Raw genomic sequence first — 17,821 nt, forward strand, 5'->3', positions numbered from 1 at the left:
GCAGGGCGGCGACCATCATGCGCCGATCCCGTCGATCGGGATCTCGTCGCCGCGCTGCTCGCCGAGCATGTAGAGCCGATGCGCGGTCCGGACGAAGCGCTCTTTCCGATCGAACCAGAACGCGGCGGCCGTGCAGATGTCCTCACCGTCGTCGTAGTCCGGATGCTTGCGCGCCTGGCCCTTGACGACGAGCTTGAACTCCTTGCCGACCCGCCGCACCTCGGTCGTCCAGTTCTCGATCGTCGGCGCGCGGAGCTGCTCGAACGCCGACGGCTCCTCGCCGATGGCGTAGGATTCGAGATCGCGGGCCAGGTCTTCTTTCCATCCGGTGTTCGACATCAGTGCCTCATGGAACAGGCGTCGCGCGCCTCGAGCGTCGCGGCGACGATCTTTTGCAGCTTCCTCATCGAGAACCCGCCGGCGGCCCATGCCTTGCCCATGACCCGCAGCTCGTCGGGGGCGAACGGCGCCACGCTGCCGGCCCATTCGTCGCCTTCCTCGAGCAGCATGGCGTCGACGATCGAGGCGGCCAGCAGCGGCAGGTCGACCAGGCGCGGCGCCGGCACGCGAACGATGCGGAAGCGATCCTTGAGGTAATCCGGCAGGTGCGAGACCTCGTTAGCCGTGCAGAGGAAATTCACGGCGCCTAGGTTAAGCTCGGCATCGAGCGAGGGATCGCGCACACGTGACGCGGTCTCCCTGTCCGTCATGCCAGCAAGGCTTTCCCATAAAGTGCCGTTCAATCCGCCGCGCGGCGAACCCTTGTCGAGCTCGTCGATCATGATCATCGGATTGGCCGTCATCGAAGCCAGCACCGCGCGCGCGGGCACACTCGCCTCCGTGGATGACCAAGATTTTGACACCCCCCCGAAATGTGAATCGTTTCCTGACGCCGCGGCATCCACGCGGTGAACATGTTGCTGTCCTCCCGACACGGCCTGCGCCCATTTGCGAACGAGCCTAGACTTCCCGCAGCCTGGTGGGCCCAATAGGATCGTGTTGCGCAACTTGATTGGCTCGCCTTCGCGCAGGTCGCGGAACAGCGCGGTCAGCGCCGCAGCGGCGTGAGGAAACTCATATCCCAAGCGCTTCTGCGCTTCCGCCAGGTTGCGCGCACATACCAGCGGCAGGGCTTTATCCAGGATTGCATTGAATTGCTTGTTGCCGGCGTTCAGCTTCGTCGCCTTCGCCGCCGTCATCACCGTCAGCGTCGGGCCGCCCGGGTACGTCGTCCTGAGCCACTTCTCCACGTCAGCCTCGAACGCATGCGCCGGCTCCAGCGCGGACTCCTTCTCGATCTCTCCCGCGAGCACGGCGATGGCCACGGCGAACATCGAGCGCGTCACTTTAACGTAGTCGCCGGCGCCAGCGGCCCACCAGATCCTGAGGCGCTCGCGCACGTCGACGTCCAGATCTGCATCGAGATCGGCGGCATCGAGCGCATGCTGGAGCTGCGGCAGCACGCGGTGGAGCGTCGCCGGGATCCGCGGATTGCACGTCAGCATTCCCCATGCCAGCGCCAGTTGCCCCGCATCGCGGGTGCCGACCGCGTAGAGGGCATCGACGGTGTCATGGATCTCGGCTTGAACCAGGCGGCGGTCGCCGCACACGTCGAGCAGCCGCTGGGCCCGGTCCTGGCCGAGCGTCTTTTCGGAGACGTGGTGCAGATATCCGAACGCATCGTCCCAGCGCGCGGACATCAAGGCGACGAGGGCAGGGTGATCTGGCTTCGTCATCGGTCGTCCTCCTCTGCCGGCGGCGGCGCCGTCTCGGCGCGGTCCTCGGCGATACGCTCCAGCAACCACGCTCGGAAATGGGGGCCGGGCGGCCTCGACGAATCCTTTTGAGACGTGTTATCCATCGGGTGCCGAGTTGCCATCATTGGTGTAATTTGTCGAACAAGATGCGCAAAAAATCAAGGACTCATGGTCGCCATGGTTAAGGATTCGAAAAACAGGACGCGCGCAAAACCGGGGCCGAAGGTCGCCGAGGAGGACATCAAGCACGAACGGTTGACGCTGAGGGTGCATTCGGACCTGATCAGGATCCTGCAGAAGCGCGCAGACGAGCGGAACATGTCAAGATCGGCCTACGTCGAGGGGCTGCTCATCGCTTGGGTGCAGGCCGATCCCCGCAACCCGAAAGTCGATTCCAAGGGAAAGCTTGTGGAAAACGCCCCGTCGCCGCTTGAGCAGATGAACGCGAATTCGATGAAATTCGGCGCAAAGTGGGCTGATTTCAATCGCCTCTACGCGCTGCTGTTCGGCCAGTCGGCGCCGGAGAAGTGGGTCTCCGAGCCGCAAGATCACTGGTTCGGACAGGAAGACGAGGCCTGAACAATTCGACTCCCTGATGTTCAAAGACTCGAATTCGCCGCGGAAATCCGTTAGCGATATCAACGAACGCGGTCTCGGTTCCTTGCCATCATATCGGCCTGCGCCCGTGGCAAGCGACATTACGATTCTAGAAACGTCGATATTACGAATCTAGAAACGTCGTCGGCGCGGCCGCGAGCCAAGCGCCGGTGCTGGTGCCATCCTATCCACCGCCGTCCAACGAATTCGGCGGCCGCTCGCAAGGATTCGCTTGCATGTTGCGGGCGTCAGCTGGATGCTGTCTGCTGGATCGACCGAGACCAGCATGAGCATCGCCCCGACCGATTCCGAATCCTTGACGCACGCCCTGGCGACCGCCGGCGGCATGACTGCGTTCGAGCGCATTCAAGTCATGCTGGACGCGAGGGCCGATCAAGGACTCGCGCGCCAGTCATACGATGGCGGCGACTACGTGCGCGCGCGCGACTGGCGCGTCGGGGACGTAGTCGAAACTCGTCCCGAGTCCACGCCACGATTTGAGAAGCCCGCGGAACCGTTCGTCCACGTGCCGACGATCACTTTGATGCGCGGAGGCGTGCCGCATCGCATCGGGGGACCGGTGGCCACGACCACCAGGATTACCGCAGAGACCGAGATCGGCTGGCAGAAGTGGGCCGGCGACCTGCAGGCACATGGCGTCGCCCAGGCCGAGGCATCCAAGGCGCGCGCCAAGGCGGACCGTGAGGTGGTCGAAGACCACCGCCGGAAGAAGTCTGAAAAGCTCGACGCCATGTACCGGCGGGCCTGCGAGCGCCTGCACAAGGCGGGAAAGCCAGTCCCGTCGTTGGAGGCGTGGAAGAACGACCGCGTCGAGACGCGGTACCAGCGCGAATGCAAGAAGTTGATCGCGGCCGGCTTTCAGCCGCGGACGCGCGAACAGTTCGCCGCGCCGCCTCCGAATTGGGAGATGTTCGCTCCGCCCCCACTGGTCGCCGCAGTCAGGTCGACGAACAGTCGCGGATACAATAGCCGTCGCCGGGAGCGCTATGATTCCGAGTTCGTCCGGGATTTCGCCGGCCGGCAGACCGCGCGCTTCATCGAGGAGCTCGTCGACGAACACGGCAATCCGACCGTGGCGTTCCGCAGCGCAATCTGCATCTCGCTCGCGCTGTTCAACTCCGCGCTGCCGAAGGATCTGATTTTCGGCGAAGACAAGGGCAAGGTCGAGAGCTCGATCGGAGGCGTGCTCTCGCGGATGCAGATCAGAGACAGGGCCTATATCGAGCTGGCGCGCGCCAGGCGCTGCCACTTCGTCGTCGACCTGGACGGCTGGTGGCGCAGCGTCAAGGCGCTTTGGAAGGCGATCCGCAAGTTCTTGCCGCCCGAGTTTATGCCCAACCTGATCGTCTACCGCGCCCGGGAGTCGGACGGGCAGGGCGTGGAGAACCCCCACCTGATCTGGCTGCTGCCTCCGGGTTCGCGCGTCATCCCGCGCAAGGGCGCCAAGAATATCGACAAGCAGAAGACGCTGCACCAGATGATCCAGCGCGGCATCGTCAACAAGCTCATCGAACTCGGCGCCGACCCGGGCCACCACAACAGCGACAAGGTCAAGAACGCGCTCGCGCCGGGCTGGAGCATCGCCTGCAACGACGATTCCTTCTGCACGATGTCTGAATGGAAGGGCTTCTTGCCGACGATCACGCCGGACGAGCGTGCCATGATGCGGCGCGCCCGGCAGATCAAGATTCAGCGCGAGAACGACGTCGAGGCCGAGCTCTCGAACGCGCTCTGGCATGACGGCATCGCAGCCCGCAGGCTCGTCATCAAGGCGGCACAGCGCCGCCGGGATCCAGCCTTCCTCGCGGCGCTCCGTTCTAATGGCGCATTCGTCGACTGGTTGTACAACCCCGTCGACGGCGAGGTGACCAAGCGGATGATCGAGCTGCACGGCGACGGACGCGTCGTTCGCCAGGTTCTGGCCGCTCAGCGCGGATTCGTGGTCGATCTCGGCCAGGTCCCGTCCGAGACCGGTCAGTTCTGCGACCATGGGCGGGACACTTACCGCAACCAGCGTCGCGACGCGGACAGCGGACTCACGCGGGAAACTGCGGAGGAGCGCGAGGCGCTCAGGAACGCACACCGGTCCGAAGCCGGCAAGGTGTCCCGCGCCAACGAGAGGCTGATCAACTGCGGTCTCATTGCCGAGGAGATCCAGCGCCGGCTGTCGCTCGGTCTCACGATCGAGGAGATCGGCGACGCCAAGGCGGAGATCGTGAAGGCTCTCGTCAAGTCGGGAAACGTATCGCGTGCAACGGCTTACCGACGCTTCGACGAGGTCGTTGCCGTTGTCTCACAAGCTTCACGATATCAAGCAGTACGTAATTCGGACCAAGTTGAAGATTCCGCTTCCCAGGGCAGCCAGACCGTCGACAGCGAGCCGGCCTGCCTTCCGGCCTCCGAATCCGGCGCCTCCGTCCCGATGTCGACCCTCCCTTTGGTGCGCCGTCGACCGGTCGGACCCGTCGACCCAGCCATGCTGGCCGGTCAACACGCCCGGCGAATCCTGGAAACCTGGCGGCGTGCAGTGGAGTCGTGGCGCGAAGCGTCTCGGAGGCGGCGTGATGAAGACGTGCCGACCATGCCGTCGTCGACGGTCGGCTCCGCATTCTGGTCTTAAGCGTCGGCATTGATCCCGGCGTCCGGTCGTCCGTGGCACAGCCTCCGGGCCTCCGGCTCAGCGCCTTCATCTCTCATCCAGATCGTCGAACACCTCCGGGCCCATGCTGGCAGAGCCTTCCGTGCGCCGACCGAGAAGGCTCCGGCCTTCCCTCGTCGGTTGACCCTTGCTGCGCAGCCCCGGATAACCCTGGCGCAGCCGATCGGTCGACCCGGCCGGGACGAGGAGGCAACGATGGCAACGATCAGACGCAAGCTGACTCCGGAGGACGTGGACCTGATCCAGGAGATGGATGAGGCCCGGGGCACGTATTTTCAGCGCGACCCCGACAGGCCGGACTCCGTATTCGTGAAACCGCGTCGTCGACGTCAGCCCGTCGAGGTCCGCCGCGCGCAGCAGCGTCTGCGGACAGCGCGCTGGCGCAGCGAGATGGACAGGCGCCGGGCTCCGACGGCCAACGATGTTGGCATGGCGCTTGCGGTGGCGCTGGCGACCACGTCGTGGAGCGATACATTTACCAGCTTCGACTACGACCTGATCCGAAGGGCGCTCAGCGATCTGGAAGCCAGGGGATTCGATCCGAAAGAGGTACGGAAGACGATGCGCCGGCTGCGGACCCGCATGGTCGACCCAGGCGATCGAGCTGGCGAAGCCGACGAGTCCTGCCCGCCGATTTGGGACGAGGGGCGCAGGCTGCCGTTCTGATCGCGGAGCTTCGTCAACAAACTATAGGATTTGACCGTAGTCGGATCAGGACGATCGTCAGTCTTGTGAAGATTCAAGGCAGCTCAGGCCAACCCCCGAGCTGTTTGGGTTGACAAGACTCGAAGCCCCGCTGGCGATGGCCTCCGGGCCTTTTTTTCCTCGCCTGTTGACCCTTTCCGAGTCAAGCACGATCGTACTGCTTGCCGGTCGAGCTTCCACTCTGGCCGCACATGAAGCCCTCGCGTCCTTCCGCCAGGAAGACGCCCGCGAGGGCTTCTTCCATTTCCGCGCATGATCGACTGGATCGTTTGATGACGCCGTCACCGGTGAAAATGCGCATGGACAGCACGCGCAAGCGCACAGGCAAGGACAGGATAGCGGCGTACCGGGCCCGCCTCGCGGGGGAGCGAGAGCCTCCGGCGTACGTCGTCGCCAACGCCTGCCTCTCAGCGGTCATCGAAGCCAGGATGAACGGCGAGACCGGCCTCGACCCGGCGCTGTTCACCGAGCGCGCCGCGGAGATCGTCATCGCCGACGGCAATTTCAGCCGGGAAGGATTCGACAACTTTCTCGGCCAATTCACGCAATCCGGCAACCGCGCCGCGGGCTTACCTGACGGAGGAGAGAACATGGATATCGTCAGCGCCGGCCTCACCGACGGCGAGCGCGCCGGCACATGCACCTGCTGGCGCACAAGTTTCGCAGGGAGATCCGGGGTGAGAGCGGAGAGATCGAGCCCAAACCCATCTGGTCCGGCGACCGGCGGACAGCCACCTGCTGCATGGGGAGCAGTGACAATGCCGACGCTATTCCGCGCGGATACGCTATGGCTGGATATGGATTACGTTCTCTAGCCGAGGGTGGATGCGATGGAGTCCGAGCTCGGCCATCGCTGATAGTTGTGGAAAAGCTTGGACAGCGCCTGGTCCGCGCTTTGGCGCCTCAGAAGCGAATTTAACCATGCCGGCGAGGCCTCTGCCGGGTCGGCTCCTCCGTGCGCTCAGGATCGTGCTTTACGCCGACGAGAAGGCCCATCCTGAGCTCTTTGCAGCCAGCGATCATGAGGGCCTCCCTCGACTCTGCGAAGGCTCTCGACGAGCCCGCTGAAGTCGCTGCATGAAGTGTCCTCGACGTTCGGCTCGCAGGTCAGAAAGCCGAAGACGTCGGCCGTGACCTCGCCCTCCTTTGCCTTGCGCACCGAAGTCCAGTTCGTCCAGACGCCGCCGAACGCGAGCAGCGGACGGCTCTCGTCGGGAGCGAACCACACGGGAACCTTCTTGCCGTCGATGGTGTCGTATTCGCTAAAGCTTGTGAACGGCACCAGACAGCGATTGTCCGGTCCGAGCCAACGCTTCCAATGGCCGCTGCTGGTGTTGCGGATGTTGGTCGTGCCGCTGTCGGGCTCCAACCGCAGCAGCTCCTTGAAATCCACTGCCTTGCCCTTGGCCTCGAGCTTCTCTGCGCGCTTCTTCGTCGCATCCATGAGTGCCTTCGCCGAGGACGGCATGCCCCAACGTGCCGTGACAAGCTCGCGCCCGTCGGCCCCGTTGCGTACGATCGGCGCCGGGTAGTCCGGAAAGATGCCCGGCAGCGACGGCAGGTTTCCGACGCGGCTGTTTAGTGCCCCGAACAAGCGACGGATCGCGTCGACGTTCTTCGTCATCGAGTAGAGATTGCACACGGTCAAGTCTCCGGAGCAGCCTGGCGGGGACGCGACATCAGTTGCAGAAGCGTGGCGGACGGTCGCCGCCCGGCCTTAGCACATTTGCTGCAGCGGAGCCGGCCGGCCAGTTCGTGCACGAACGTGGTCGGCGGATGGCGCAGCGCCGCCAAATCGACGTCCCGTCGGGTCTTGCAGCGCGAGCATTCGATCTCGAGCGAGGCGAAGCCCCCGTTTATGGCTTGGTCGACCGTCGGCGAGGGGTCGATCGGGCCGCCGTCCGACCACAAACGTTCGTTGAACGATTCGCAGAGCAGCTTGTCGGCCTGACGGATAAGGGCCTCGCCTTTGGCACGGGCTTCGGCGGCCTGCCCCGCGAGAATCGTCGTCATCGCGCGCGAGCGGCCGAGCTCCTTGGCAAGCGCCTTGCGATCGCCGCCACTGAGAGGAGTCGGGTGGTGTTTCGGTGCCATGGCAGCATCCCGGCCGCGCCGGCGACTACTCGAAGGCAGGCCAGCAGCCGTCCTCCTCATGTCGCCCTGTCCGCTCGGTGCAGGTATTGTCCAAGAGCCGGCGCGCGACATCCTTCCAGAGCGCTTCCCGACCATAGAGACGCACGGCGTCCACCGTCTGGATCTCGACCACCCTGGCGCAGCGGCGGCACCCCACCCTCAGAATATGTTGAGGAATTTGGCTCAGCCGCAGCGCCGCTCCGGAGGGGGCTGGTCGCGCTTCGGCGCGAGGGTCGTCCAGCAGCGCCTGCCAGTATTCCGCGGGCAGATCGGCGTCGGGAGCCAATCCGGGCTTCCGCGGCATGTTTTTGCCGACGAGAGAGGCCATCTTGTCCATCTGCTTGGGTGTGGGCATGCGCCAGCTCGCGGGTCGATTACTCATCCGCATATAGAACATAACAAGAACATTGCTGTCGATGGGAGGCGAGAAAAATATCCCGCCGGGGTCATGCGGGCTGTCGGAACCAGGCCCTGCCGTTCGTCTTGAATCCGAGCCGCCCGAACTGGAGTTCTGCGTATCATGGCCCCGCGCGCCAACTGGAAGGGCTTTCTCCGCCTCTCGCTGGTCACCTGTCCCGTCGCTCTCTATCCGGCGACGTCGGAGAGCGAGAAGATCTCCTTCAACCAACTCAATCGGGCGACCGGTCACCGGATCAAGTACCTGAAGGTCGATGCCGACACGGGTGACGAGGTGCCGAACGAAGACATCGTCAAGGGTTACGAACTCGATAAAGGACAGTACATCGAGGTCACCAAGGAGGAGCTGGAGGAGCTGGCGCTGGAGTCGACGCGGACCATCGAGATCGACGAGTTCGTCGACAAGGCAGACATCGACCCGCGCTATCTGATCCGTCCGTACTACCTGCGTCCCGACGGCAAGGTCGGTCACGACGCCTTCGCCGTAATCCGCGAGACCATCCGCGAGATGGAAAAGGTCGCGATCGGCCGCGTGGTGCTGACCAACCGCGAGCACATCATTTCGCTCGAGCCGATGGACAAAGGCCTGGTCGGCACGCTGCTGCGCTATCCGTATGAAGTTCGCAGCGAGCAGGAGTATTTCGATGAGATCCAGGACGTCAAAGTCACCAAGGACATGCTCGACCTCGCAAGGCACATCGTCAACCAGAAGGCGGGCACGTTCGACCCCGAGAAATTTGAGGACCACTATGAGTCCGCGCTGGTCGACCTGATCAACCAGAAGCGCGCAGGCAAGACCATCCGCTCGAAGGAGCGGCCCAAAGGCGAAAACGTAGTCGATCTGATGGAGGCGCTGCGGCAGAGCGTCGGTCGGGAGGCTGCGCCGGCGAAGTCAGTAAAGCCCGCCAAGAAGCCGCGCAAGGTGACGGCGGGCCAGAAAGAGATGTTGATGCCGATCCAAGGCAAGAAGCAGACGAAGGAAGCAGCCGCTAAAAAGCCGGCAGCGAGACCGCACCGCAAGACGGCCTGACCGTCGGAGTCCTCAGCTTGCCCCGTCCGTCTCCAGGTCCGGAGAGTTGGGAAACAACTCGCGCTGCGCGAGCCGGATCAGGCGCTCCGAGTCGGCCATGAGTTGCGCGCTTGGCTTGATCCTTTCCGCATACCGCTCGTCATTGGCCATGAAGTTGTGCAGCGAGACGAGTCCTTCTGGGTGGGCGTCCGCGTAGTCCGCGAGCAGTTGCCGCATGCCGAATTCGACCACCGACGATTCGAGGTTCTCGAGATCGGCAATTGTCATGATGGCCAAGGGCATCACGCGCTTGCCCTGCGGGACAGCCCCGAGCAGGCGACGGAACTCGGAATCGAGAAAGGTGCCGTAGGCCGGCGCGTTCAGGCGCGTATCGTGGACCAGCAAGACCGGATGGATCACGGTGACCCCGTCGAAATGCGGCTGCGCCGCTCCGCAATTCCCGTCGAGAATGCGACGGACGATTTGCGCCAGTTGCGCGACGCCCTTGGGTCGCTCCTGCTTCCCGTCCGCCGAGACGGCGGCGATCCCGTAGCGAGAACGTATCTGCTCGATCCACAGGTCGATGTCGCCGAGCACCACCTCGTCCTTCAGCCAGGCTGCCTTTTGCTCGAAGATTACGGTCTGCGGGATGTAGTCGAGCACGGCATCGATCTCGAAGTCGCGCCCGTCGCGATCGCACGCGGTCACGCCGCATTGAAGGCGCGAGGCCAGCCCGGGCCGGTCCGGATACATGCGCCGCAGAATGCCGTTCGCATAGTCCTCGAAGGCCATGCCGAAAGCGCCAAAGATCTCGTTGGCCTTGCCGCGAGGAAGCAGATGGAACAGGGGCCCGACCGATATCTTCTCGCTGAAGAAGACGGGGTCGATAATGATGGCATGCCCGTTGGCCAGGCGAAGAATCGGTCGCTCGCGCAGGCCCCGGTAACCGCGTTCGGCGAAACGGTCCCAGAGCGTGACCGCGAGTTCTTCCGGAGTCTGGGATTCCGATGCCATGTAGGCTGCGAACTTTTCTCGATAGGCGGTCGCGTCGGCAACGGTACTCGCATTGAAGAGCGCCCCACCCTGCGAATCGAAGGGCAGATACAGGGCGAGCCCGGTGACGCAGGTGAAATATTGTTCGACGGTCAGGCCGGTCGCAGTGAGGAATTCGGCGGCGAAGCCGGGATAATGCTGCGGAAAATGCCGGGAAAAGAGTGCCCACCCGCGTCCGAGCGTGGTGCCCAGATGCGGAGCGATCATCGATTCCTCAAGCCCGCGGCGAAACGCGCCAAGAGCCTGCTCGCGGGCGTCGTCCACCGGCAGTGTGGCGGACAACCGGCCGGCGAACACCCTGTCGCCCCAGAACTTGCTCGCGATCAGCGCGGCTTGCAGCAGCCGGCTCCTCGCCGCAGGCTCGTCGAGGGACTCGGTGCCGGCGGTCGCGGGGCAGCAGCGGACGGCCCAGCGCATCAATTCGAGAAGCTGGCCGCGGAAGAATACTATCGGAAGATCCCCGGGAGGGCGGCCCCGGGCGAATTCGTTGATGCGGCGCAGATCTTCATCGCTGCAGATCATGCCGATCGCTCGTTCTTGACGCGCCTTGATGTCAGGCACGCCTGTCCCGCTCACCACCGTGTTCAGCCTGGCACAGGCCACAAGCACGGCGTCGCGGCCGAGCGGCCGCAGCAACTCCTGCATCGCAGCTTCGGTGGCCTCGATCCCAGGGAGCAGGGCCTCGGGCGGCACGAAGACACCGATCTCGTTCGATGTCATCTTCGACGACGGTCGCTGGATGGTTTTCGGAAGTATGAGGCCGGGGGTCTTCACGAAAGCTCCACGGGGGCGCAGCTTGGCGGTGATGCGGGGTGGTGTGCTCCATATGGGGTGTTGGGCGGCCGATGCCATGGTTCGATCCCGGACGTCGGCCTGGTTCTCGATGCATTCCGGACAGGAGCCGCCGACCGCGATCACTGGACCTCCATCCTATGCGGGGGAAATAGGGCAAATGATGCGAAACCTAGATGCTGTCCGGTGACTGACCCATCGTGTAGTTGCCTTGCTTCAACTCATCCAGCATCTGGTCGCGGGCCTTGATGCCGAATCCCAGGATAGACAGCAACGATCCCGCGCCTTTGTGCGAGATGACATCGCCAAAGCTGCAAAGACCTTTATGATAGAACCGCTCCACGACGTTCATCATGTCCGACAGAGCTTTGAGCGCGTCGGCGATTTTCTCCTTGGTCGCGGTCGGGAGCGGCTTTGCTCTCCGATCCTGCGTCGCCAGAAGCAGATCGTTGTGGGCGAAGCGCCTGTTTCGCCAATCTCGGCAGAACTCAGTCTTGCTCACCACGTCGTCGACGTGCCTGAGGAGCTCATCCTTTAGCCCCTGATCGTTGACCAAATCCGGCAAGTTTCGGACCGTCAGGTTCTGCTTTGTCCCGGTTGCAGAGCTATCAGTCAATCGGGCGAGATGAGACATGTTCGTCTCAAATTGCTGGTCTTGCAGCATTTGAAAGAACGTCGGCGCAGCCTGGTTCAGTCGAACAATCCGCTCGTCGTTGGTGGCGAACAGCTCGAGAAATTCATTCCAGTACAAGTGCAGCGCGGCGACCTCGCGGAAGAGCACCGAGTACTGCTTCCCGAGAGTTTCGCCCATCAGATCGATATTGCGCTGCTCGATTTCCGCACCGGTCATTTTGTCTGTCTTAGAGAACGAGAAACTGAAGATACAGCTCGCGTGCGTAGTGCACCCCAAATCGGTATGCGCGGTAGCCATAGATGCAAGCGGCGAGGAACAGGCCTGCCGCGATGAGCCAGTAGGCGTGCGCCAGCGCGACGACGGTCAAGACCAAACAGGCCGACGCAAGTCCGCGATTGAGCCCGTAGTTGCCGTTGAAGGTATCGATGCGTTCCGTCTTCCCGTTCTTGCCGACATCGGCGTAAATCTGACGAGAGATCGGCCACCACTTCTTGCGATCGAAGCCGGCCATCTTGGCGATAGTGATATTGAGCCGCGTGCCGACTTTGCCCCGCAGGTTTTCGACCTGTTCAGTCGAGAGCAACGACGGAGGATCGCGCACTACCCAATTCGACGGCATGCCGCCGAGCGCGCCCCAGAACAGGCTCTCCAGGGCGTTTGCGATCGCTGCCACCAGATGACCGGCAGCATAGGCAATCAAGACGAACAGGCCCAGTTCACCGACCGAGAAGGCGTCTTTCGTCGTGAGAATTCTTAGATCCGGATAGAACAGCACCAGCCCGAACACCAACACGGAGCCGGGAATAATGATGCCGACCTGTTCGTAGAAGGTGGGCTTGTTCACCGTCAGTCTTCCTCTTGTTCGTCAGGGTACGGGACATTCTTCACCGTGGTGAAGGTCCGCGTACTATTTCGCTGCATGATGCAGGGCGCATCTTCGGTGGTCATGATGAAGCCGCCGCGATGCCGCAGCGCGCGCAAAACCGCTTTGCGGGGATGCGCCGTATCTTCCTTGGCCGACGAGATCACGGTGGTGAACAGCTCCTGCCCTTCGGTCACAGGCTGCACACGGCGAGGGCCGACCCAGCGATCGAGCACGTCGCTCGACAGATTGTGCCGACCGCCATGATGCGGGGTCTGGAATTTGTTCACCGGGAGCGCAAAGCCGATCTTCGCCGCGAAGTCGGCGGCCTCGGTCAACCCATCGCGGCCGGCGTCGCCGGTCAGCGCGATCCGATCGCCGCAAAGGGTTGCGCACTGGATGACGCTCATCTCGTTCTCGACGCTGGTGGGCTCGGGCGAAAATTTCTCGCTGCCCCATCCCGCCTTGACGTAACGGATCAAGGGTGCAGCCGCTTGCATCAGGCCGGCGAGGATTCCGACCGGTGCTTGGGGCGTTTTTTCGGACTGGATGATGAGCTGCAGGTAGCGCGCAGGTGACGGCGCAAGCACGGTGAACGCGCCGATGCGCTCGCCCTGGAACGGCTCGAACATCTGGATGTTTCGCCGCCGAGCGATTTTCTCCAGCTCATGGATGTACGGGTATTCGTCTTGCAAGCGTTTCACCAGCGCCTGGACGGACTGATACTTCGGGAAATACTGCAGCAGCATCCCCGCGTATTCCCACGGCCGCAGCATCCAAAGCGCGCCCACATCGAAATTTTCAAGGATCGGCGCCAGCCCCTCGGCATGGTCCTTGTCGGGATGGGTGACGACGACGTGGTTGATCCGGTTGGTGCCGTAGCTCTGGCGGATGAAATTCGCGACCTCGGGTGCGGTGCTGGTGTAGCCGCCATCCACTAGGTGGACGGTCCAGCCATCGCCGATCTGGTAGCGGATGCCGATCGCGTCGCCGCTCTTGGCGGTATGGACCTGCCTGAAATCAATTTCGTAGTAGTCGGCCACTCTGGCCTCCCCCAACATCTAGAGCGCATTTTCCCCCTTACGCTGTACCGACTGGGAAGTAGGTGATGCGCGGGTCCATTGCATCTTCTCGAATCTTATAGGAATAAATGAAACTGACGGTTGAACACGTTGTAGTGACGCGGCAGTTCGGCAAGGTTCGGTGCGCGTACTTTCCTGCGGGAATCGAATTTTTTTTCGTTGACTCTTGGTCTGCCAGATCACTTCGGACTGGCTTGATTCGCAGGGGTGCCCACAGTCGACTTTGGGCGACGCGCTCGACGGCACAGGCCACGATGACGCCATGCCGAGCGCGATTTTGTAGGTCGTTATCGGAGAGATCTCATGAAGCGCCTCGCGATCTTCTTGGACGGTACCTGGAACACGCTGAACAACAACACAAACGTTTGGCGTCTGAGATCGCTGACGGCCGAAACTGCCGACCAGCGCGTCTATTATTCACAGGGGGTCGGCACCCGGCGCGGCGAATCGGCGCGAGGCGGCGTCACCGGGTGGGGTATCGACGACGAGATTATCGAAGCCTACACGTGGCTGATCCAGAATTTCGACGACGGCGACGAGATCTTCATCTTTGGTTTCAGCCGCGGCGCGTATACGGCGCGCAGCCTGTCGGGCCTGATCTGCAAGTGCGGTGTCCTCGGGCTCGGCGCGCCGCTGTCCATCGAGCAGCTCTACGCGCGGTATCGCATCTACGATGCCCCGACGATCAGGTCGCTGCTGGGCAAGCCGCTGCCGGACGGTGCCTCGCTCGAGGAGCGCTGGCTGACGGCCTATTCGCGACCCACCAAGGTCAAGTTCGTCGGCGTGTGGGATACCGTCGGTTCGCTCGGCCTTCCTGTGTGGAGCATGGCGGCCAAGGTGCGCAAATATCGGTTTCTCGACACGCATCTGAGGCTCGACAACGAGTACGCCTTCCACGCGCTGGCGCTGGACGAGCACCGGAAGAATTTTGAGCCCACATTCTGGACCAGGACGGATAGGGTCGGGCACGAAGGAGCCGCTGTACGGCAGATCGACAAGGTCGAGCAGCGCTGGTTCGTCGGCGCGCATGCCAACGTCGGCGGCGGTTACGCGAGCGACGCCCTGGCGCAGCGACCGCTGAAGTGGCTGATGGAGAAGGCGGCCGGTCTGGGGCTCGTCTTCCGCAATGAAGTCTCGCTCGACGTCTCGCAGGTCGCGCCGCCCGTCACGGATTCCTACCGCGAGTTCGCTTGGGGCTTTTATCGTTTCGTCTCGCGACCGTTCTACCGGCCCGTCGGTTTGCCGCCGGACAAAGGAACGCAGGCCACGACCTCGCGCATCAACGAGACCGTCGACGGCTCGGTCTTCGACCGCTGGCGTGCCGATGGGTCGTATCGCCCGGAGAACCTGTTGTTATGGGCGAAGGCGAAGGGCGTCGATCCTGCCGGGATCGCCGGCGCGGTCCGTACCGATGATCCGAAAGTGAGCGCGCCTTGACGCTCGACATCTTGAGAATGGACGTCCCGAAGGACCTGCTGCGCAGGATGGCGAAGGAGGAACGCGCGCTCTTCCTCGCGCTCGGCCACGCGTCGAACCAGGTGAACGCACTCTGGAAGTTGGTGATCGTCCTGACCAACAGCGATGCCGAAGATCCTATGAAGCAGCGCTCCAAGGTGCGCAGACCCATGTGTTCGTGCGGCTCACGATCGGCGCGATGTGGGAGGCCTGGCGCCTGGTGGAGGACCGTTTCCTCAAGCGGCCGCTGGGCAGGGAATTCCTGCCGCTGTTGGACGGACCGGCAGCCGAGGCGTTGGGCCGGCTGAAAAAGCGCTTCGGCAAGGGGAGCGGTCTCTCGACGATCCGCAACAACTTCGCCTTCCACCATCCCGCGATCGACGATGTCGACGCGGCCTTTGCGAAGGCGGCCGGCGAGGCCGACAGCGAGGAGGCAGACTGGGCCGTCTACTTCAACAGCGCGCTACTAAACACCTTCTTCTTCGTCTCGGACTACGTGGTCGTCCACGGCATGGCGGAGGCGCTGGGCGACCCGGACGTCAACGAGGCCCACCGCAAGCTGTTCGGCGAGATGGCGCCGGTAGCGAACGACCTGTCGGAGTTCGCATTTGGTTTCGCCGCCGCGATCTTCAAGCGGCACGTCGGCTCCGAACTGACGATGACGGTGGTGGCGAAAGTTTCCGACGCGCCGGTCATCGAGGGTATTCGCTATCCGTTCTTCGTCGAGACACCGGGCCTCCGTAACACCTGACGTCGCGTCCCTTACCCAAAATGCGAGCGCCAAGCACTGGGCGCCTGGGAGTGGGGAGGGTCATCGACCTTCACGGTCGCCTTGATTGGTCGGTCCTCGTACGGCCACTCTGGCGCGCGAAATTCCGGGACGCAGCCAATCCGGAACAGCGCGCAGACCTGCGCCGCCGACGAATACCATCCAACGCTGTGGCTGGCCTCGAGCCGCCTTATCCTAACCCTCAGTGCCAAATTCCCGTCTCTTGAGAACAGGAGTCCATTGAGGCTTCTGGCAAAGACGCCGAAAGCCTCAATGGCTGCAACGGACCCAGTGTCAAAATCAGGCAACGCCTAGTGCCAAAATCCAACGCGAACGACAATTTTGCAACAACAAGCGACGCATTCCAAACCACGTAAGTTCGCATAAGGTTTGTTATCCGAAATCTGGCGTCAAGCGGCACTTTTGGGTGCCACCGAAGTTCCTGTCCGCAATCAACGGCGCCAGCACGTATGGGCGATTGCGCCCAACAAACCGCCCAGAGGAACGTTTCTGCCGACGGCCCATCAAAATATGGTTGCGCGTCACCAGTGACGTGTGACGCACGTCCAGGTCTCCGACATCATCCGCTACCTGGAGCGGGTCGAGGGGCTGGACCTGGACATCATCCGCGCCGAGATCCTCGCGGTCGCCGCCGCAGCAGCCGCGTGCGGCGCCAAGGTCCTCCGCAGCGACGGCAACGCCTACATTATCGAGCACGGTGTCATCGTGACCGTTCGTCCCGACGACAGGCAGCGTCTACCACGACGGGAAGGCCGGCGGGGGCGACGGTGACCGAGCTGCTGCTGATGATCGCCCGCTGGACGATCCCGCCCTGCATCGCGCTCGCCGTCCTGCTCAAGCTGGCGTCTGTTCACTCTTTCCACGACGGACAGTTCGCTGGCATCCTTGTTGTCCGCGCGTTGTTTGCCCCCCGGCATGTGGAAAGAGGCCAACATGGACATCCTGATCGGAGCTGTCATGATTGCAGCTGCAGGCGTCCTGATCCTCATTGGGCTCCCGAGTCGGACTGGCGATCAACCGAAATTCCTTCGCTTCGAAGCCGCTCTGGTCCTGTACCCTCCAGTCACTCTGTCGTTTCTGGGCCTCGGCGCCGCGGCGCTGATTTCAGGCCTGCTCACCAGATAGATTGCTTTCGAGACGGGAGAGGTGGCCTTCCAAATCCGTCAGGAACGCAATTCGTTAGGTTGGAAGCCAGTCGTCCAGGAGGCGGAAGCGCAGCCGATGCTGGCAATCCTAGGCGTCAGTCAAGCCGGAGTAGACGTGGCCTTCTCGGGGCTTAACCCGTTGAATTCGGCCCGTCAGAGTTCCGAAACGACCTCAGCAGGCGATTCAGCGCCGGGCTCGCGGCACGGCGAAGCTCCTCGAGATTCTTCCGCGAGAGCGCCTGGAGCTTTTGCTCGCCCTTTTTGGTCAGCTTGAGATGTACACGCCTAGCGTCCTCCGGATCGGCTACGCGGCTGACCAGCCCGAGCTTGGCCAGTCGATCGATCAGCTCGACAGCGGAATGATGCCGGATCAACAGGAACCGCGCGACATCACCGACGGTCGCGGGACCGGGACGGACAAAACCCTTGATGCCGAGCAACGCCTGGTGCTGCGTCGGCGTCAATCCCTGTTCGGCAGCCGCCGCCTCGCTGAATGCCAGAAAGCTCCGGATCTGGTAGCGAAATTGCGCCAGCGCTGCGTAATCGGAAGCACGCATCGTGCCGCCGGTGCGCCCGGCGGACGTCACCACCTTGGACCGCTGCGCCTTCTTCGCCTGAACCATACCCACCTCGACCATGCCGCCCGACGTCGCGGGAGACTGAGCTTAAAGTAGCAAGCAGCTATAGCCGGACCAACCGGCCGGTGTCGC

At 63.0% G+C, this 17,821-nt stretch carries 20 protein-coding genes; 9 read left to right on the plus strand and 11 right to left on the minus strand.

All coding sequences use genetic code 11. The features are described 5' to 3' along the window. Nucleotides 1-15 precede the first annotated feature (15 nt). Both XH80_RS35915 and XH80_RS35920 read right to left on the minus strand, forming a co-directional pair. Complete coding sequence (locus XH80_RS35915) at nt 16-339, minus strand: hypothetical protein (RefSeq protein WP_271602684.1); 324 nt, start codon at nt 337-339, stop codon at nt 16-18. Then, on the minus strand, nt 339-1,736 hold the full coding sequence (locus tag XH80_RS35920) for an AAA family ATPase (RefSeq protein WP_271602685.1): 1,398 nt from the start codon (nt 1,734-1,736) through the stop codon (nt 339-341). The genes XH80_RS35915 and XH80_RS35920 overlap by 1 nt, the downstream gene beginning before the upstream one ends. Before the next feature lie 198 nt (nt 1,737-1,934). Here XH80_RS35920 and XH80_RS35925 point away from each other — a divergent pair, with 198 nt between their 5' ends. The 3 genes from XH80_RS35925 to XH80_RS35935 all read left to right on the plus strand — a co-directional run bounded on the left by XH80_RS35925 (nt 1,935) and on the right by XH80_RS35935 (nt 5,700). After that, a complete protein-coding gene (locus tag XH80_RS35925; protein ID WP_271602686.1) occupies nt 1,935-2,336 on the plus strand; it encodes a hypothetical protein in 402 nt (133 codons plus the stop codon). A gap of 304 nt (nt 2,337-2,640) precedes the next feature. Further along, nucleotides 2,641-4,995 (plus strand): hypothetical protein, encoded by a 2,355-nt coding sequence (locus XH80_RS35930; RefSeq protein ID WP_271602687.1) that lies wholly within the window; start codon nt 2,641-2,643, stop codon nt 4,993-4,995. Nucleotides 4,996-5,229: 234 nt separating this feature from the next. Continuing rightward, on the plus strand, nt 5,230-5,700 hold the full coding sequence (locus XH80_RS35935) for a hypothetical protein (protein WP_271602688.1): 471 nt from the start codon (nt 5,230-5,232) through the stop codon (nt 5,698-5,700). 181 nt (nt 5,701-5,881) lie between these two features. Here the strand turns inward: XH80_RS35935 and XH80_RS35940 are convergent, their stop codons facing one another. Next, on the minus strand, nt 5,882-6,040 hold the full coding sequence (locus XH80_RS35940; protein ID WP_271602689.1) for a hypothetical protein: 159 nt from the start codon (nt 6,038-6,040) through the stop codon (nt 5,882-5,884). On the opposite strand from XH80_RS35940, the gene XH80_RS35945 reads away from it, so the two are divergent. Next, nucleotides 6,039-6,554 (plus strand): hypothetical protein, encoded by a 516-nt coding sequence (locus XH80_RS35945; protein ID WP_271602690.1) that lies wholly within the window; start codon nt 6,039-6,041, stop codon nt 6,552-6,554. The genes XH80_RS35940 and XH80_RS35945 overlap by 2 nt on opposite strands. Before the next feature lie 146 nt (nt 6,555-6,700). Here the strand turns inward: XH80_RS35945 and XH80_RS35950 are convergent, their stop codons facing one another. Genes XH80_RS35950 through XH80_RS35960 form a run of 3 tightly spaced genes read right to left on the minus strand, consistent with a single transcriptional unit; the run spans nt 6,701 to nt 8,254 of the window. Further along, the gene (locus tag XH80_RS35950) at nt 6,701-7,381 is read right to left on the minus strand and encodes an SOS response-associated peptidase family protein (RefSeq protein ID WP_271602691.1); all 681 of its coding nucleotides are present in this window, start codon (nt 7,379-7,381) and stop codon (nt 6,701-6,703) included. A gap of 2 nt (nt 7,382-7,383) precedes the next feature. Continuing rightward, on the minus strand, nt 7,384-7,833 hold the full coding sequence (locus XH80_RS35955; protein WP_271602692.1) for a hypothetical protein: 450 nt from the start codon (nt 7,831-7,833) through the stop codon (nt 7,384-7,386). 25 nt (nt 7,834-7,858) lie between these two features. Continuing rightward, on the minus strand, nt 7,859-8,254 hold the full coding sequence (locus tag XH80_RS35960) for a hypothetical protein (RefSeq protein WP_271602794.1): 396 nt from the start codon (nt 8,252-8,254) through the stop codon (nt 7,859-7,861). A gap of 138 nt (nt 8,255-8,392) precedes the next feature. On the opposite strand from XH80_RS35960, the gene ku reads away from it, so the two are divergent. Beyond that, nucleotides 8,393-9,319, plus strand: coding sequence for a non-homologous end joining protein Ku (gene ku / locus XH80_RS35965; protein WP_271602693.1), 927 nt, complete (start codon nt 8,393-8,395; stop codon nt 9,317-9,319). Nucleotides 9,320-9,331: 12 nt separating this feature from the next. Here the strand turns inward: ku and XH80_RS35970 are convergent, their stop codons facing one another. From XH80_RS35970 to XH80_RS35985, 4 genes are read right to left on the minus strand one after another with little or no spacing between them, the layout of a single operon-like run. Then, complete coding sequence (locus XH80_RS35970; RefSeq protein WP_271602694.1) at nt 9,332-11,269, minus strand: hypothetical protein; 1,938 nt, start codon at nt 11,267-11,269, stop codon at nt 9,332-9,334. A gap of 46 nt (nt 11,270-11,315) precedes the next feature. Then, on the minus strand, nt 11,316-11,993 hold the full coding sequence (locus tag XH80_RS35975; protein ID WP_271602695.1) for an AbiU2 domain-containing protein: 678 nt from the start codon (nt 11,991-11,993) through the stop codon (nt 11,316-11,318). Nucleotides 11,994-12,003: 10 nt separating this feature from the next. Then, a complete protein-coding gene (locus XH80_RS35980) occupies nt 12,004-12,621 on the minus strand; it encodes a hypothetical protein (protein ID WP_271602696.1) in 618 nt (205 codons plus the stop codon). A 2-nt stretch (nt 12,622-12,623) separates the two neighbouring features. Next, complete coding sequence (locus XH80_RS35985) at nt 12,624-13,682, minus strand: ComEC/Rec2 family competence protein (protein WP_271602697.1); 1,059 nt, start codon at nt 13,680-13,682, stop codon at nt 12,624-12,626. Between the two features lie 342 nt (nt 13,683-14,024). Here XH80_RS35985 and XH80_RS35990 point away from each other — a divergent pair, with 342 nt between their 5' ends. The 4 genes from XH80_RS35990 (at nt 14,025) to XH80_RS36005 (ending at nt 17,091) form a co-directional block, all read left to right on the plus strand. Continuing rightward, complete coding sequence (locus XH80_RS35990) at nt 14,025-15,158, plus strand: DUF2235 domain-containing protein (protein WP_271602698.1); 1,134 nt, start codon at nt 14,025-14,027, stop codon at nt 15,156-15,158. 190 nt (nt 15,159-15,348) lie between these two features. After that, nucleotides 15,349-15,927 carry a hypothetical protein gene (locus tag XH80_RS35995; protein WP_271602699.1) on the plus strand — a complete coding sequence of 193 codons (579 nt, stop codon included), beginning with the start codon at nt 15,349-15,351 and terminating at the stop codon, nt 15,925-15,927. A 573-nt stretch (nt 15,928-16,500) separates the two neighbouring features. Then, the gene (locus tag XH80_RS36000; RefSeq protein WP_271602700.1) at nt 16,501-16,737 is read left to right on the plus strand and encodes a hypothetical protein; all 237 of its coding nucleotides are present in this window, start codon (nt 16,501-16,503) and stop codon (nt 16,735-16,737) included. Between the two features lie 162 nt (nt 16,738-16,899). Next, nucleotides 16,900-17,091, plus strand: coding sequence for a hypothetical protein (locus XH80_RS36005; RefSeq protein WP_271602701.1), 192 nt, complete (start codon nt 16,900-16,902; stop codon nt 17,089-17,091). Between the two features lie 151 nt (nt 17,092-17,242). Here XH80_RS36005 and XH80_RS36010 read toward each other — a convergent pair whose 3' ends face one another. Continuing rightward, complete coding sequence (locus tag XH80_RS36010) at nt 17,243-17,734, minus strand: MarR family winged helix-turn-helix transcriptional regulator (RefSeq protein WP_271602702.1); 492 nt, start codon at nt 17,732-17,734, stop codon at nt 17,243-17,245. Between the last annotated feature and the right edge of the window lie 87 nt (nt 17,735-17,821).

Source organism: Bradyrhizobium sp. CCBAU 45384, assembly GCF_028128665.1.
Taxonomy (GTDB): domain Bacteria; phylum Pseudomonadota; class Alphaproteobacteria; order Rhizobiales; family Xanthobacteraceae; genus Bradyrhizobium; species Bradyrhizobium manausense.

Excerpts from the sequence above, each read along its gene's own strand:
- XH80_RS35990 (WP_271602698.1), top strand. The coding sequence starts at position 14,025 with ATGAAGCGCCTCGCGATCTTCTTGGACGGTACCTGGAACACGCTGAAC.
- ku (WP_271602693.1), top strand. The coding sequence starts at position 8,393 with ATGGCCCCGCGCGCCAACTGGAAGGGCTTTCTCCGCCTCTCGCTGGTC.
- XH80_RS35920 (WP_271602685.1), bottom strand. The coding sequence starts at position 1,736 with ATGACGAAGCCAGATCACCCTGCCCTCGTCGCCTTGATGTCCGCGCGC.
- XH80_RS35915 (WP_271602684.1), bottom strand. The coding sequence starts at position 339 with ATGTCGAACACCGGATGGAAAGAAGACCTGGCCCGCGATCTCGAATCC.
- XH80_RS35975 (WP_271602695.1), bottom strand. The coding sequence starts at position 11,993 with ATGACCGGTGCGGAAATCGAGCAGCGCAATATCGATCTGATGGGCGAA.
- XH80_RS35940 (WP_271602689.1), bottom strand. The coding sequence starts at position 6,040 with ATGCGCATTTTCACCGGTGACGGCGTCATCAAACGATCCAGTCGATCA.
- XH80_RS35955 (WP_271602692.1), bottom strand. The coding sequence starts at position 7,833 with ATGGCACCGAAACACCACCCGACTCCTCTCAGTGGCGGCGATCGCAAG.
- XH80_RS35945 (WP_271602690.1), top strand. The coding sequence starts at position 6,039 with ATGGACAGCACGCGCAAGCGCACAGGCAAGGACAGGATAGCGGCGTAC.
- XH80_RS35930 (WP_271602687.1), top strand. The coding sequence starts at position 2,641 with ATGAGCATCGCCCCGACCGATTCCGAATCCTTGACGCACGCCCTGGCG.
- XH80_RS35935 (WP_271602688.1), top strand. The coding sequence starts at position 5,230 with ATGGCAACGATCAGACGCAAGCTGACTCCGGAGGACGTGGACCTGATC.
- XH80_RS36010 (WP_271602702.1), bottom strand. The coding sequence starts at position 17,734 with ATGGTTCAGGCGAAGAAGGCGCAGCGGTCCAAGGTGGTGACGTCCGCC.
- XH80_RS35925 (WP_271602686.1), top strand. The coding sequence starts at position 1,935 with ATGGTTAAGGATTCGAAAAACAGGACGCGCGCAAAACCGGGGCCGAAG.
- XH80_RS35960 (WP_271602794.1), bottom strand. The coding sequence starts at position 8,254 with ATGAGTAATCGACCCGCGAGCTGGCGCATGCCCACACCCAAGCAGATG.
- XH80_RS36005 (WP_271602701.1), top strand. The coding sequence starts at position 16,900 with ATGGACATCCTGATCGGAGCTGTCATGATTGCAGCTGCAGGCGTCCTG.